The 13023-nt window shown below is 63.2% G+C and carries 18 protein-coding genes; 4 read left to right on the top strand and 14 right to left on the bottom strand.

Annotated features, from left to right (window positions below):
• Positions 1 to 151: 151 nt before the first annotated feature.
• A complete protein-coding gene (locus ACJ7C5_RS06580; protein ID WP_412703389.1) occupies positions 152 to 532 on the bottom strand; it encodes a DUF3653 domain-containing protein in 381 nt (126 codons plus the stop codon).
• 205 nt (positions 533 to 737) lie between these two features.
• Between ACJ7C5_RS06580 and ACJ7C5_RS06575 the strand changes: the two genes are divergently transcribed.
• Positions 738 to 1061 (top strand): DUF3653 domain-containing protein, encoded by a 324-nt coding sequence (locus tag ACJ7C5_RS06575; protein WP_412703388.1) that lies wholly within the window; start codon positions 738 to 740, stop codon positions 1059 to 1061.
• A 105-nt stretch (positions 1062 to 1166) separates the two neighbouring features.
• Here the strand turns inward: ACJ7C5_RS06575 and ACJ7C5_RS06570 are convergent, their stop codons facing one another.
• The 8 genes from ACJ7C5_RS06570 to ACJ7C5_RS06535 all read right to left on the bottom strand — a co-directional run bounded on the left by ACJ7C5_RS06570 (position 1167) and on the right by ACJ7C5_RS06535 (position 5633).
• Positions 1167 to 1373, bottom strand: a complete 207-nt coding sequence (locus ACJ7C5_RS06570; protein WP_125429204.1) for a hypothetical protein — start codon at positions 1371 to 1373, stop codon at positions 1167 to 1169.
• An 83-nt stretch (positions 1374 to 1456) separates the two neighbouring features.
• Positions 1457 to 2671 carry a zonular occludens toxin domain-containing protein gene (locus ACJ7C5_RS06565; protein ID WP_412703387.1) on the bottom strand — a complete coding sequence of 405 codons (1215 nt, stop codon included), beginning with the start codon at positions 2669 to 2671 and terminating at the stop codon, positions 1457 to 1459.
• Positions 2668 to 2952, bottom strand: a complete 285-nt coding sequence (locus tag ACJ7C5_RS06560) for a DUF2523 domain-containing protein (protein ID WP_100450045.1) — start codon at positions 2950 to 2952, stop codon at positions 2668 to 2670. The genes ACJ7C5_RS06565 and ACJ7C5_RS06560 overlap by 4 nt, the downstream gene beginning before the upstream one ends.
• On the bottom strand, positions 2952 to 3893 hold the full coding sequence (locus tag ACJ7C5_RS06555; protein WP_412703386.1) for a virulence factor TspB C-terminal domain-related protein: 942 nt from the start codon (positions 3891 to 3893) through the stop codon (positions 2952 to 2954). Before ACJ7C5_RS06555 ends, ACJ7C5_RS06560 begins: the two co-directional genes overlap by 1 nt.
• Before the next feature lie 115 nt (positions 3894 to 4008).
• The gene (locus ACJ7C5_RS06550; protein WP_412703385.1) at positions 4009 to 4146 is read right to left on the bottom strand and encodes a major capsid protein; all 138 of its coding nucleotides are present in this window, start codon (positions 4144 to 4146) and stop codon (positions 4009 to 4011) included.
• A 15-nt stretch (positions 4147 to 4161) separates the two neighbouring features.
• The gene (locus ACJ7C5_RS06545; protein WP_100450043.1) at positions 4162 to 4353 is read right to left on the bottom strand and encodes a hypothetical protein; all 192 of its coding nucleotides are present in this window, start codon (positions 4351 to 4353) and stop codon (positions 4162 to 4164) included.
• 3 nt (positions 4354 to 4356) lie between these two features.
• Entirely contained in the window at positions 4357 to 4659 is a 303-nt protein-coding gene (locus ACJ7C5_RS06540; protein ID WP_412703384.1) for a single-stranded DNA-binding protein, read from the bottom strand.
• Positions 4656 to 5633 (bottom strand): rolling circle replication-associated protein, encoded by a 978-nt coding sequence (locus ACJ7C5_RS06535; RefSeq protein WP_412703383.1) that lies wholly within the window; start codon positions 5631 to 5633, stop codon positions 4656 to 4658. Before ACJ7C5_RS06535 ends, ACJ7C5_RS06540 begins: the two co-directional genes overlap by 4 nt.
• A 586-nt stretch (positions 5634 to 6219) precedes the next feature.
• On the opposite strand from ACJ7C5_RS06535, the gene ACJ7C5_RS06530 reads away from it, so the two are divergent.
• The gene (locus ACJ7C5_RS06530; RefSeq protein WP_412703382.1) at positions 6220 to 6606 is read left to right on the top strand and encodes a DUF3693 domain-containing protein; all 387 of its coding nucleotides are present in this window, start codon (positions 6220 to 6222) and stop codon (positions 6604 to 6606) included.
• Positions 6607 to 6735: 129 nt separating this feature from the next.
• Here ACJ7C5_RS06530 and ACJ7C5_RS06525 read toward each other — a convergent pair whose 3' ends face one another.
• Positions 6736 to 8055 carry a hypothetical protein gene (locus ACJ7C5_RS06525; RefSeq protein WP_412703381.1) on the bottom strand — a complete coding sequence of 440 codons (1320 nt, stop codon included), beginning with the start codon at positions 8053 to 8055 and terminating at the stop codon, positions 6736 to 6738.
• 111 nt (positions 8056 to 8166) lie between these two features.
• Positions 8167 to 8643, bottom strand: a complete 477-nt coding sequence (locus tag ACJ7C5_RS06520) for a DUF6265 family protein (protein WP_412703380.1) — start codon at positions 8641 to 8643, stop codon at positions 8167 to 8169.
• 89 nt (positions 8644 to 8732) lie between these two features.
• Between ACJ7C5_RS06520 and ACJ7C5_RS06515 the strand changes: the two genes are divergently transcribed.
• Positions 8733 to 9581 (top strand): helix-turn-helix domain-containing protein, encoded by an 849-nt coding sequence (locus tag ACJ7C5_RS06515; protein ID WP_412703379.1) that lies wholly within the window; start codon positions 8733 to 8735, stop codon positions 9579 to 9581.
• A gap of 40 nt (positions 9582 to 9621) precedes the next feature.
• On the opposite strand, the gene ACJ7C5_RS06510 is transcribed toward ACJ7C5_RS06515, so the two are convergent.
• The 3 genes from ACJ7C5_RS06510 to ACJ7C5_RS06500 all read right to left on the bottom strand — a co-directional run bounded on the left by ACJ7C5_RS06510 (position 9622) and on the right by ACJ7C5_RS06500 (position 12068).
• On the bottom strand, positions 9622 to 10494 hold the full coding sequence (locus tag ACJ7C5_RS06510; RefSeq protein WP_412703378.1) for a pirin family protein: 873 nt from the start codon (positions 10492 to 10494) through the stop codon (positions 9622 to 9624).
• A gap of 156 nt (positions 10495 to 10650) precedes the next feature.
• The gene (locus ACJ7C5_RS06505; protein WP_412703377.1) at positions 10651 to 11553 is read right to left on the bottom strand and encodes a LysR family transcriptional regulator; all 903 of its coding nucleotides are present in this window, start codon (positions 11551 to 11553) and stop codon (positions 10651 to 10653) included.
• Positions 11554 to 11642: 89 nt separating this feature from the next.
• Positions 11643 to 12068: a DoxX family protein gene (locus ACJ7C5_RS06500; RefSeq protein WP_094001428.1), complete on the bottom strand. Its 426-nt coding sequence runs from the start codon at positions 12066 to 12068 to the stop codon at positions 11643 to 11645.
• Between the two features lie 301 nt (positions 12069 to 12369).
• Here ACJ7C5_RS06500 and ACJ7C5_RS06495 point away from each other — a divergent pair, with 301 nt between their 5' ends.
• Entirely contained in the window at positions 12370 to 12978 is a 609-nt protein-coding gene (locus tag ACJ7C5_RS06495; RefSeq protein ID WP_412703376.1) for an FMN-dependent NADH-azoreductase, read from the top strand.
• The last annotated feature ends 45 nt before the right edge of the window (positions 12979 to 13023 follow it).

Below are 13023 nucleotides of genomic sequence, written 5' to 3'. Positions count from 1 at the left end.
GCAAAGCAGCTGGGCGCTGCCTGCATGGGGGGCACTGCGATGCGCCGCCTAAACAACGGCTGGGAACAGTTGCGAAATGCCAAGGGCGAATGGCTGCGTTGCCGCGAGCAATGAATCGGGGTGTAGGGGCAGCGCCCCTACGAGAAACGCTTCACACGCGCTCGTGGCGCCTTGGCCCCAGTGCCGGTAGGTCTGCTGCAGGTGGTGCGGCGTCAGGGCCGGCCATCGCCACCGCCGAACGCTGTTTGCGTTGGCTCACAACGTCCCGCAGATTGACAACAGTGGCAGGATGATGACGAATGCTGGCGTGCCGATTATGCCCATTTCTGGAACTGTCGATCGACGGTGCCGAGCGTGCAGCTTCCATCATCCGACGCCATTCCTGCGCTTGGCAGGCGGTGAGCGACAGCCAGGCCAGATCCTCGGGCAGTAGCTCACGACCTTCGGGCGTGATCAGGCGGTCGCCTAGGAAAGAAAAACCGGCCCAAGGGCCGGTCAAGTCGATACGGTGGTGCGGGTCGAACACGATCATGCCGCGATCTCATCCTTGGCCGGGGTCTGAGGGCGCAGGCAAGAGCCGAGCCAGAGGCCCAGCCATTGCCACGCGGATCCAACAAAGGCCCAGATTCGACGGATACGCGATTTCGCATAATGTATATTATGTTCAGAGCAATCCGGGGGTGGCTGGCACGCATCTTGCCTCGATCCCCAGCCCTGCTGTGGCATGGAGCCTGATTGTGCGTGATCGCAACCTAACCGGCCCTTGGGCCGGTTTTTCGTTTAAGGGTGGCCGACTGGTCACTCCCGAGGGCCGTGAGCTGGAGCCGCAGGATCTTGCGTGGCTGTCGCTGCTGGCCGCGCAAGCGCAGGAATGGCGCCGCATGATGGAGATTGCCCGAGGCGGCCAGAAACGGCCATTCGGGCGTGCGGGCATCGTTGACCTGGCTGAGGTTGCCCATCGCCGCGCAAAGCGGTCTTCCACGGTGATGGCTGGTCCTGACGCCGATCCTGTTGAGGGTGTCCTGCCGCTGCCGGGGCCGAGACCACGCCAGCGCGTGTGAGGCGCTTCCGTAGGGGCGCCGCCCCTACACCCCGTAGAATGGCCGCTGGATCACTTGGGGGTGCCATAGATGGCGAATTCGACGGGATTGGTTTGGAAGGTGGCGTTAGGGGTGTTCGTAGGCGGCAGCGCTCTGCTGCTTGCCACATGCGGTGTCCTGGGCATCGCAGGACACGCGGCCATGAAAGAACAGGAACGCGCCATTGAGCAGCTTACCCGGCAGATTGGCCAGAGCATGTCGCTCGATGAGGTGCGCCAGCAGCGCGAAGCTGCGGGCCGAGCGGAAGCCCCCAAGGTCCTGCCTGCAGGACACCGATGCATCAATGGTCAAACGTTCCGCAGAGTTGAGAACGGATGGGTGCAGGTGTCTTCGACCTGCGCCCGTGATGCGTCACGTTAGAAGCTTGCCGGGTACGGTGGCGTCTCTGGGAATGTGCCCATAGGACGCTTGCCAACCTCAATCAGCGCGTGCGCGGCCGCCTCTGGCGAATCCGTTGAAGCGGCCTTCGCAATACTCCGGGATTCTTCTTCCCGAACGGGTTCGGACTGCTGACGGGGAGCGCGGTAGGGATTGTAAGCCGGGCCATCGCGTGCGATCGCCACACATACCGGGATTGAAATCTTGGCCTTAGTGCCCTGCTCTGTTACGCACGTGCACGTTGTGTCCTGCTCGGTGGTGCCAGATGCCATGCAATACAACTCAGGCTGCGATTGAACGCTGCGATCATCAAAGGCGGGTGCCGACCACGGCTGAAACTCAATCCGCGGCTTGTGACGTTCGATGTACTCCTCACGGTTGAGGGGCCGTGCCGCCGGCACGCCCGCGCCCAAGGGCGCCAGGGCTCCAGCCGCCGGCAAAGCACCGGCCCCCTGATCCACCTTCTTTGGTGCCGATGGCGGTTTGATGATGAACGCGTAGATCATCCAGACACCAAGGACTAGCGCAATGGTGACGGACAGCGCCTGCCAGACCTTCGTAGGAACCTTGAATTTGTGGCTGGCCGTGTGCAGCGTCGCACTGCGATAGCGGCTATACAGCGCTTTGGGGTAAGCCCAGATTTCCTCTTCGGCCTTGTCGCGCACCTTCTCATCGTACGGGTCACTTTGGACGCGCGACCACGTAAGGACGCCTGCCCGCTGCATGCCGAACGAACGATTCATGTGCGTGTGCGAACCGATGAGAGTGCGCACCTGATGGTGAATCTTGTTCGGCCATTGCGTGACGAACACAAGATCGAAACCGCGATGCCGATGTGTCGACATAGCGCGGATGCGAGGATCATCGGATTCACCTGGCTTTCCGGTCGACGGGAACAGCTTGCCGTAACGCTCCAGCCCCTGAGTGTTGCCATCGGAATGCGCTTCGTCGTAGATCACGAAAGAGCCGTCCGGAAGCTGTGTCCAGTCGTTGTGTTCGGGCAGCTTCTCCATCCACGGGAAAGCGTCTGCGCCCTCCTCTACTGTGGCGCCCGCGATGTTGGTAAAGAATCGGCGCGGCTGCGCCTTGCCTTCCTTTACCTGCTGCTGGTTCTGCTCGTAGAACTCAAGCGCCATCGACATCGCGCGCAAGGTCTTGCCATTGCCGGGTTGCCCCGAGATTAGATACATCATTTGGAAGCTGCCTTCTGTACGGCGACCTTGCCCGCATCAATGACAACCTTGGTCACGATTGCGGAACCGATCATGGTGATGGCCTCCCCTGCCCCGGCCATGAGCATCACATTGGCGAGATCGGCCGCGATGCCTGACCACTTCTGGGTGATGAGGTTCAGTGCGCCCTTCACAAGCGGCAACAGGGCTGCGCCTGTTGCGAGACCGAGGCCAGCGCCAGTGAGAACACGGGCGAGAGAGTTGCCCAGAAGCTGGACAAGGAAGGCTGCTAACCACGGCATTATTTGCGCACTCCAGAAACGATATATACAGCTGCGATCGCGGCGCAGGCGATGACCAAGCCCTTGATCATCAGCGCGAAATCGCAGAGCGGTTTGAACTCAAAACTGACGGTAGTAGAGACAGGTCCAACGCCAACAGTGATGACCTTCGCAGCGGGACAGGAACCACCACCAAGACCACTAGACCATTGCCCTAAGTAGCTACTCGGAATCGGTGGGTCCATGTAGGGCATTGGCACGTCGCCGGGATACGTAGGGTTCTCGGGGAGGCTAGGATTCTCGCCATCGCCATCGCCATCACCGTCACCATCTTCCCCGCCGTCACTGCCGCCATCACCGTCACCATCTCCATTTCCACCGCCCTCGCCGTTGCCGCCACCATCCCCACCTCCATCACCGTCGCCCCCGCCGTCGCCCCCGCCGTCACCATCCCCGCCACCCGTCTCACCGCCAGTTCCACCACCATCATCCCCGCCGCCATCACCTGCTGGCGTTGGCGCTGGAGCATCGGACTCCGTACAGATGCCACCCGTGGGTGTGTAGCTAAAACCCGCCACCCCTAGCGGGTCGAGCGAGCTGGAATACATGCAGCCTTTGTGACAGGCGTTCACCGATGCCGCTGTCGCGCCGCCCTCCCAACCAAGCTCTTCCGGTCGGACGCTGCATGCCTTAATCCAGTTGAAGTCCGGGCCGCTCTGAATCTGTGAACTAACACCACCACTATCAGTCCTGAGTCGGTATTTCGCTCGATATGCGCCGCCAAACGCGCCACCGGTATAAATCTCAACCACGCACTGGCGGTCAACGATCCGTTCACCAGTCAATTTCGCAAGTTGCTGAACACACTTTGCATACGCCTCGCCCTGATCATCCGCGAGCGCCTGCGAGGACACGCCAATCAGCAACGCGAACACCGCTAGGCGAAGGAACAGTCCCATCATCAATCACCAAAGGCGATGTAAAGCGCGGCACTGCCGGCGCAGAGAACGAATAGACCCAGCATCACGAATCCCCCATAGAAAAGGGGCCGGATTGCCCGGCCCCGTGTTACCGCGATCAACCGAAGATCGCGCCCTTGATCCACTTGAAGCCGACCGAGATTGCGGCCGGTGCGAGCTTTGCTGCGCCGATGGTGCCCAGGACAGCGGCCAGTCCTTGCAGAACAGTCAATGCGGCGGTTGCGTCGAGTTCCATGGTGTTCCCCTTTCACTAGTTACGGATGGTTCTGCCTATTTGCTTGTATGCCCATGCCACGGCGAAACACACCGCAACCATGGACAGGATTCCCGACACCTCGGCAGTGGTAAGTGCGGGAATATCGGTGCGCGGCACGAATCCAGCCTGCTCACAGGTGCCGGTCTGCTGATTGAATTGCAGGCATTCGTAGACGTACCGCGCCATGACTTAGGCCTTGGCTGAGACGGCTGCGGCTGCAGTCGCAGCAGGTGCGACAGGAACCAGCACAAGGCGGCGACCGACGATCAGATCACCGTACTGACCCACGTTGAAGCTCGACGCATCAACCTGATACTCGCCAGCCGGATACGGGGCCTGTGAATCGTCCAGACCGAGGCGGAACGGATGCGGAAAGTCCTCGCCATCCTTCATGATCGCAGCGGACTGTTCGCGGAAAACCATGGTGCTGCCGTCCTTCCGCTTGATCTGACGCGGGGTGACGGTGGCGGTGCGGATGATGATCTTGCTCATGCGGGTATCTCCAATTTCCATACGATGATCCGGCCCCTGTCGGTGATCACTTTCCACGGCGAGGGCCAGAAATCGCCGGTGATTTTGTCCACGTAGCCGCCCAGGGCTTTGCGGATGTCGGCAAGTACGCCGAGTGCATCGCGTGCTGCCTTAGGTGCTTTCCACCAACGCAGTTCACGCTTCGATTCCGTGTTGAGTCCACCGATGGCATGGGTCCGAAATCCCTTCGGGAACGACGCGAGCATGTCGGGGGAAAATTTGCTGGCGTACTTCGCCAGATAGCCCACTGCATTGCGGGCTTTTTCAATCTTGGTATGGCCGTGAGGCCACCACCCTGCCCTGTCAGCCTTGGGCAAGAAAATCCCGCGAGGGATGTAGATCAAGACGTGGTAATGGGGAACCCCGGCTTTAGTGAGTTCACCGCACCAGAGGTAACGGAAACGCGGACGGTATCCCCGGTAGCGCAATCGGACAGCTCGATTGAAGAAGCCCCGGATGCGCTTAAGTGTCTCGCTAATGTCACGAGGGCCAGCGTCACTTCCGTTTCGGTAAGTCGTGGTGAGCATGTACCACGCGCCACGGAACGAGCCTTGTTTCGCCTCTTGGTCATGAAGCCTTGCTCCGGTAATCAGCGACTTCTTCAGTCGCAGTCCGCGAATGTGATTCGGATCGAGAGTGAGTGACACGCGCCGCGTGTCACTTGTTGAAGAATGGACAAGCCCAAGGCGACGGCCTCCGGCCGCCGCCGAGAATCCGTGCGCGGCGTTCTTCTCATTGAACAGCTCAGCACGACGCTGGGCGCCGTAGGCGCGTGCGTTTGCCGCGTCGAATGCAGCTAGCTCGGGTGAGCGGCGATCAACCGGCGTCGCCGATACAGGCACGCGCACGTCGCTTTCGCTGCACTCGTAGCAGAGGCCGCCTTTGAACAGGTGGACGCTGATGTTCCCGCAGAATTTGCAGGTTCCGCCGCTCATTCGGTCGGCTCCTGAATGATGCAAATGCACGTGCGGCGGCAGCAGCAATGACCGGGCTTGCACGCGGGCAAACGCCAGATCCACCGATGAAGGCGGTCGAGCAAGAGGCTCACTTCTGTCGCCCTTCGCGGGCGCGCAGCCATGCGATGAAAACGACGATCAGAATCCAGCCACCGACAATGACCGAATAGGTTTTGAGGTCACTCATTCGAATGGCCCCCTGCCGCTGCGGACGTGTTTGAACCACCAGAAGATGGCCACGAGAACAAGCGGGATCAGGAAGATCATCGGCGCACCTCGGCGCTTGCCTGGGCAATGGCGATCGCTTGGCGTGCCCCCTGACCAGCGGCGTACTCACGCCGGTCCAACCACCAAGCCGTGATCCGGGCCAAGCCCACGATCACCGCGATCAAGCACATCCCCACGATACCTAGAACGGTCGCATCCATTGCCCTGCCCTTCCCCCAAGCCCCGCCCCAAGGGAACCCGCCAACGGCCTTGGGGTGCCGGTAGCGGGTGTATGCAAACCTGCATACAGGGGCGATGTATAGTGATCCGCAAACGGCATGTCAACGGAATCGCATACATGAGCAGCGTCAACGATCTACTTGACAAGGTCCGGGAAGCCGGAAACTTCCCGTCCGACAATGCTTTAGCTCAGCGGCTGGGACTGACCCGCGCAGTGGTCAGTACATGGCGATCTGGCCGGAATCCGATCCCGGATGAGCGAATTGCGCAGCTTTGCGCCCTCGGAAAGCTGGATGGACCGCTGTGGATTGCATTGATCCACGCAGAACGGGCGCAGTCGGCAACCGAGCGGGCTCTCTGGCGCCTCATGCTGGACAGAATGAGCGCGGCGGCTGCGGTCGTCGCGCTGGTAGCGCTGTCGATGCCAGGTCTCGCAAACGCAAAAACCGCCCAAATTCAGGCGGTTAGCGCTGCCGACAACGGCGGTATGTATATTATGTTCTAGCCATTGAGGGCCGAGACGGCTCCCGCCCAGTCCCTGAGTTCCTGCCCTGGCATGGAGCCTGATGGGAATCTGGCCAACCCTCGCAATCAATGTGGCCACACCGCTGGTCCCCTGTCACCGGCATCCGTTTCACTGCCGCCTCCCAGGAACCACTTTAGCCGTCGCGACCGTCCGCACGATCAACACCGCCAGCAGCGGGATGGCAATTCCATACACATACTGGGTCAGCGTCACGCCAATCCCGAACGGGAACCAGATCGTTGGAACCCCCAGCGAGCCGAGTTCGCTCGTGTACTGCGATACGGCAATTACCAGCAGCACGGTCAGTGCCATGCCGCGCATTGGCCCATGGCGGGCTGTCCGCGCGGCGACAAGCACGAGCAGCGCGAGTGTGCCGAGGCGGAAGACCTGTGTGCCCCAGGCCGCCCCCATAGCGCCTCCGGCAATCCCCAGAGCCGCCAGAACAAGGCTACCAGCATCGATCCCCCGCGAAGGTGGAAGCGCCCAGCGATTCCACGCCAGCGCCCATGCCGCCAGGCTGAGCGGCATCCACAGCACATTGTTCAACCATGTGTAGGCAGGAAGGCTGAGCAGATCCGTCCAGGAGACGATCGCGTTGTCGAGCCGCTTCACGGCAGAGAGCAGAAGCGCGACGCAAACGAAGGCGATGAACGACTGGTGGCTGCTGAGCTGCCTCAACGACAGCGCCAACACGATCACCATGGCCATCGCAAGCGGCTCGACCACTTCAACAATGTAGCCCGCGACGCTACGCCACCATTGCACGCGATACAGCTCACGGCTTTCTGGCTGCGGAGCTAGTGTCGGGGCCACGTGGATGCCGCCGCTCGCGGGGCCGGCAACGCTGCCAGGCTGCATGAATGCTCTTATGGCGATCACACCCTGCGTGCCTGCCGCATCGGAGGGAAGCGAAAAGATCATCGGTCGCGTACCCACGACACGAGGCGACTCCCCTAGCCTGCCTGAGCCCCCAAGGCGCTTGCCGTTCCAGTACAGCTCGTAGCCATCCTCCACGACGGTAGGCCCGAGGATGTCCCATACGCGGTCGCCCTCTGGAATCACAAGCGAGCGCCGGTACCAGGCATATCCCTGGTACCCGGAGTGACCGTGTGCCATCCATCCGCCGACATAGTTGGGCAGTCCCACGTCGCCGTCGATGCTGCTGGCCGGTGCGCTCAGGTCGAGTGTTTCCCAGGACGAATCATCCAACACGATACCCGCCCAGCGCGGATCGTCACCGACGTGAAATTTCCACGGCCCGTCAATCAAAGGTGCCACAGGGCGGAGCCTGGATGGATCAGGCCGGCCGCCGATGGCAAGGACGGCGGCCGTACACACCCAGGCCACCAAGCTGAGCACCAGGATGCTTATCACGAGCGTGCGTTGCGCCGGTGGTGCGAGGAGCTGGAATCTGGTCGCCGCAGTCATTACGGGGCCTCTGTGAGGTCGAACGCCTGCCGCCAAGTGAGAGCAGGTTTGCGCTCGAGAGGATGGACCGACAGCGTCACCAGCACAATCGGGGGCCGGACCGCTCACCCCCTACCCCACCTCCCCCTGACCACCACAGCGCCGATAGTCGAACGGAATCCGCAGGGTCTTCCCATCCTCCCCCGGCCCGGAAATGCTGGCTTTCAGCTCGGCGCCATCGCGCCGGTACTCGATGCGGTTCGGGAAGTCATGCTGCGGGTTCTCGAACACCACCCAGTTCTCGCCGTGGTCGGCAATGACGAACGTGGTCGGCGCCACGCCGTTGGGTTGCACATGCAAGCCGGCCGCCTTGCCTGCCGGCACCAGCCGCATGTACTCGAATGACGCCATGCCACCCTGGCTCAACGTACGCGACATGCCAAGCAACGCTCCGCCGGCCTCGGGCAGCCACACCTCTTCAAGCCCGCGCTCCTCGGTACCGCCGCACCAGTGCCCGGCCAGCCAGTCGAACCTGGCCGGTGCAGCCGTGACGGCACTGCTTCCCAACGCCAGCCCTGCGCCGAGCACCACCAACGTCGACTTCAACATGCCCTGACCTCCTGGATCGGTTGGACGCAGGCTAGCGCGCCAGCCCCGGGGGCGCTTGTAAAAACGCGCAGGATGGCGTCCGATGCCACATGGACTACCGCGAGCACCCTGCCCCCGACGACCTGCGCCGTCATGTCCAGTGCCTTTGGTGGCTGCGGGACGAAGCCCCCGGCAATGACGTGCAGGTCATCTATCCCGATGGCCGCTGCGAGTTGCTGGCGGAACTGGGCGTGCCGATGCATCTGCATGGGGCAGACGGCCGGATCCGCTCCGATCTGCCGTTCTGTTTCGCCGCACAGCAATGCGGCCCGATTCGTCTGCGGGCCGTCGGCCCGGTGTTCTGCATCGGCGTGCGGCTGCAGCCGGCGGCGAGTGCCTTGATTGCCGGCGTCCACCTACCCGGGCTTCGCGACCAGGCGCCGGACCTGTACACACTGGATGCCTCCTTTGCCGAGACCTTCAGTGCGGCCGCTCGCGCCAGCGCGGCAAGCGGCACGCCCGAGCCGTTATGGCAGGTGCTGCGGGAATGCTGTGCCAGCTTCACTTTGGACGAGCGCATCGAACAGGCCGTTGCGGAACTGGATGCAGCGGAAGGCGACCTGCGCATCGCCGAACTGGCGCGGCGGCTGGGCATATCACTGCGTGGCTTGCAGTCGCGTTTTCTGGCGGCCGTGGGCATGACCCCGAAAGAATATGCCCGTGTATGCAGGCTGCAGGCTCTGTTGCACACGCTGGATGGAGAAGCCACCAGCATCGCCTCCGCCGCAGCGCGCCACGGCTACAGCGACCAGGCCCATGCCACGCATGACCTGGTGCGCTGGACCGGCGTCACGCCCGGTCGACTGGTCCACGCGCTTCGCGGTGATCGCGGCAGCGACGATGCACTGCGGCTGGCAGCGGCCTTCGTGCGCGGCAGCAGTAGCGGCCACTCACGATAGCCGGGCCCCACCCTCCTGCCCTGCTCCAGAGCCGGCTCCATCAGCCAGCGCTTCCCGCCACCCGGATCTGCTCCCCCAGCTCCCGGATACGCGCTTCACCCGCCTCCAGTGCCTGCAGGCTGGTATGGACCGAGTAGTAGCCCGTTGCCAGCGGATACGAATGCTGTGCTGCGGTACCGAACACGAACTCGGTGTCCTCACGGGCGAAGAACGCAACCTCCTGACCGCCTTCCTCGAAGATCACCAGTTCACCTGCACCGATCGCTTCGGGTACACGCAGCGAGCCCACGCTCACCGCGGCCCAGGCCACGTCATGTCCCGGCGGCGGTTGGAACCGCCACGAATCCCCTGCCGCCAGCTTCACCGAAAAGTAGTTGATCGGTGCCGGGGCATCGATGGGGCTGCGGGCCGTGCCGTACGCTCCCAGCAATACGGTCACCGGACCTTCGCTGCGGATCTCGCCAGGAGAGAAGTAACGGCTGAAGGGCGCCCCAAGCTCCAGTACCGGCGGCAGTGCAAGCCACAACTGGAAACCGCGCAGGCGATCGGAATCACCGAATCCACCCCCGTGCCAGGCGCCACTGCCGGCCTGCATCCACTCCATCCAGCCGGCCTCGATACTGCCCTGGCGCCCCTGGTCGTCTTCGTAGTCGACCGCCCCTTCCAGCAGCCAGGTGAGCGTGGCGATGCCCGAGTGCGGATGCAGGCCAAGCGCAGGGGCCTGGGAGCGCGAAAGATCGCGGGCATCGATAAGGTCGAGGAAGACGAACGGCTTGAGGCGCTCGCCCAGGTCGGAAGGACTCACCAGCCGGGTAATGGGTCCGTGGCTGCGGCCGCGGGTGCGATGCACGATGCGGCGCACGGAGGCGACCGGAGAGATCGCGGTGGATTCGGAAGGGTGGACGGCAAGCATGGCGTGGTCTCCTTGGAAGTCGTTTTCGAACGACGCGACGGCGTCGTACATCCAAGGTAGGCGCCGGCCACGCACGGCAGTAGCCGGTCGGATCGGATTTCACCTCTCCACGGCTGGAGCAATCGCTGCCAGGCGCCGAAACAGCTACCGCCCGATTCAGGCGTCCACCAGCTGCCCCTGCACCAGATGGGTCGTGGCGAACTCGACAAACGCGCTGGCGGCGCGAGGCAGCTGCCGCCGGCTCTGGTAAACCACGAACAGTTCCAGGCCATCAATCCTGTAGTCGGGCAGTACCTGCACCAACAGCCCATCCCGCAATGGCTGCGCCACCATCGCCTCGGTCAGCAGCGCGATGCCCATGCCGGCCACGCAGGCCTTGGTCAAGGCCAAGGCCGAGTTGGCGCTGAATCGCCCGCGCACTTCGACCTCAGCGGGGCCATCCGGCCCCATCAAGCGCCACTGCGTGCGCCCTGAGCCCGAGGGCACGGCGATGCAATCGTGCGTGGACAGGTCCTCCAGTGCGCTGGGCGCTCCCCGTGCCTCCAGGTAAGCCGGGCTGGCCACCAGCACGGCACGGTTGTTGCCCACCCGGCGCGCGATCAGTGTTGGCCCGGTGACTGCACCTGCACGAATCGCAACATCGATGCCGTCAGCGACCAGGTCGGCGCGCGCATCATTGAGCACGAACTCCAGGCGGACCCTGGGATGGGCCTGCAGGAACGACTGCACCCATTCCAGCTGGAACCAGTTGAAGAAGTCCACCGGCGCGGCGACACGCACCTTGCCGACCGGCACTTCGCTTCCCTCGGAAAGCTCCTGGGTGACGTCCGCCAGCGCCTCGATCTGCTCAACGCTGCGTGCGTACAAGCCCTCACCGGCATCGGTCAGGGTCAACTTGCGGGTGGACCGATGCAGCAGCCGGACACCCAGCTGCGCCTCCAGCTGCTGGATGCGCCGGCTGGCGGTATTGGAGGGCATGCCGACGCGGCGCGCGGCCTCGGCGAAGCTGCCGGCCTTGGCCACCTGTACGAACAGGGCTACATCATTGAGGTCGATCACCCGCGGTCTCCATGCACACGACCTCCGGTACGGAGGCCCTTGCATTGTGTTGCAAATGGTGTCGCCGCGCTCGGCGCAGCGCCCTGCCCTCATCGGGCCTTGCGCGCATCCAGGCTGAACCGGCCTGCGCCGTTGGCGGCCAGCATCAGGAATGCACCGGCAATGGAGACATTCTTGAGGAACATGATCATCTGCGTCTGGTCAGCGAAGTTGTTGTGGAACAGGAAGGCGGTGACCAAGGTGAAGCCGGCAAGCAACATGGCGACCAGCCGGGTCTGCCAACCCGCTGCGATCGCCAGCGCGCCACCGACCTCCGCAAGGATCACCAGCGGCAACATCAGCGCGGGGACACCGACCGAGGCCATGTAACCTGCCGTGGCCTCGTAGGCGCTCAGCTTGCCGAATCCCGACAGCAGGAACAGTGCGACCAGCAGAAGGCGGCCGAGCAGTTCGACTGCGCCCTGCAGGCGGGTGGAGGACGAGGCGCCAAAGGTGGTTGTGGAATAAGTGGACATGTCTGCATTTCCTGGAGGTGTGTTGAAAGAAGAGGGACGGTGGCAGCGGCAGGAACGACGACATCATCACTGCCAGCGGGACGCACTCTAGGTGCCCCTACCACCGCCCACTAGCCGACCCAGGGGGAATACACCCGTCCATTCATGGACGAATCCACCCGCAGAGGGATTGCCCCCATCCGTGGACGAATGAAATCCGCTGCGACCGGCTAGTGGGGCCCAATGCGCGGAAATAAAGTGCAGCCGTGGCCCATGGCAGTGCGTTCGCCGGGCCCGTCCTACCTCCACTACGAGAACCGCCATGAAGCTCCTGCACATTGATTCCAGCATCCTGGGCCAGCAGTCGGTCAGCCGCCAGCTCACCGCCCAGCTCATCGAGGCTGCCCGCCAGCAGCATGGCGACGTGAGCGTGACCTACCGCGACCTCGCCCTGGCACCGGTCGACCACCTCGCCCCATCCCATCTTGCCGCCGCCCAGGGCACGCCCATCGAAGCCGATGCACTGCAGCAGGACGTGGCGCTCGGTGCCGACGATCTGGATGCCTTCCTGCAGGCCGATGTCGTCGTCATCGGTGCGCCGATGTACAACTTCAGCATTCCCAGCCAGCTCAAGGCCTGGATCGACCGCATCGCGATTGTCGACAGGACCTTCCGTTACACCGCACAGGGGCCCGAAGGCCTAGCGGGCGGTAAGCGGGTGCTGATCGCCTCCACCCGCGGCGGCATGTATGCAGGTGATGCGCCTGGCGCGGTCATGGATCATCACGAAACCTACCTGACCAGCCTGTTCGGCTTCCTGGGCGTCACCGACCTGCAGTTCATCCGGGCCGAAGGTCTGGCAATGGGCGACGATGCGCGTGCACAGGCACTGCGGCACGCCCAGCAGGACATCGAGCGCGTCTTCGCCTGATAGCTGTGCCGTCGGCGATACACATCGCCACGGCATTTCAATCCC

Origin of the sequence: Nocardiopsis yanglingensis (genome assembly GCF_045809185.1) — a bacterium.
Taxonomy (GTDB): domain Bacteria; phylum Pseudomonadota; class Gammaproteobacteria; order Xanthomonadales; family Xanthomonadaceae; genus Stenotrophomonas; species Stenotrophomonas yanglingensis.
Note: the sequence above shows the minus strand (reverse complement) of the source record. Positions and strands in the feature narration are given on the sequence as shown.

Excerpts from the sequence above, each read along its gene's own strand:
- ACJ7C5_RS06580 (WP_412703389.1), bottom strand. The coding sequence starts at position 532 with ATGATCGTGTTCGACCCGCACCACCGTATCGACTTGACCGGCCCTTGG.
- ACJ7C5_RS06565 (WP_412703387.1), bottom strand. The coding sequence starts at position 2,671 with ATGATGTATCTAATCTCGGGGCAACCCGGCAATGGCAAGACCTTGCGC.
- ACJ7C5_RS06560 (WP_100450045.1), bottom strand. The coding sequence starts at position 2,952 with ATGCCGTGGTTAGCAGCCTTCCTTGTCCAGCTTCTGGGCAACTCTCTC.
- ACJ7C5_RS06555 (WP_412703386.1), bottom strand. The coding sequence starts at position 3,893 with ATGATGGGACTGTTCCTTCGCCTAGCGGTGTTCGCGTTGCTGATTGGC.
- ACJ7C5_RS06550 (WP_412703385.1), bottom strand. The coding sequence starts at position 4,146 with ATGGAACTCGACGCAACCGCCGCATTGACTGTTCTGCAAGGACTGGCC.
- ACJ7C5_RS06545 (WP_100450043.1), bottom strand. The coding sequence starts at position 4,353 with ATGGCGCGGTACGTCTACGAATGCCTGCAATTCAATCAGCAGACCGGC.
- ACJ7C5_RS06540 (WP_412703384.1), bottom strand. The coding sequence starts at position 4,659 with ATGAGCAAGATCATCATCCGCACCGCCACCGTCACCCCGCGTCAGATC.
- ACJ7C5_RS06535 (WP_412703383.1), bottom strand. The coding sequence starts at position 5,633 with ATGAGCGGCGGAACCTGCAAATTCTGCGGGAACATCAGCGTCCACCTG.
- ACJ7C5_RS06530 (WP_412703382.1), top strand. The coding sequence starts at position 6,220 with ATGAGCAGCGTCAACGATCTACTTGACAAGGTCCGGGAAGCCGGAAAC.
- ACJ7C5_RS06525 (WP_412703381.1), bottom strand. The coding sequence starts at position 8,055 with ATGACTGCGGCGACCAGATTCCAGCTCCTCGCACCACCGGCGCAACGC.
- ACJ7C5_RS06520 (WP_412703380.1), bottom strand. The coding sequence starts at position 8,643 with ATGTTGAAGTCGACGTTGGTGGTGCTCGGCGCAGGGCTGGCGTTGGGA.
- ACJ7C5_RS06515 (WP_412703379.1), top strand. The coding sequence starts at position 8,733 with ATGGACTACCGCGAGCACCCTGCCCCCGACGACCTGCGCCGTCATGTC.
- ACJ7C5_RS06510 (WP_412703378.1), bottom strand. The coding sequence starts at position 10,494 with ATGCTTGCCGTCCACCCTTCCGAATCCACCGCGATCTCTCCGGTCGCC.
- ACJ7C5_RS06500 (WP_094001428.1), bottom strand. The coding sequence starts at position 12,068 with ATGTCCACTTATTCCACAACCACCTTTGGCGCCTCGTCCTCCACCCGC.
- ACJ7C5_RS06495 (WP_412703376.1), top strand. The coding sequence starts at position 12,370 with ATGAAGCTCCTGCACATTGATTCCAGCATCCTGGGCCAGCAGTCGGTC.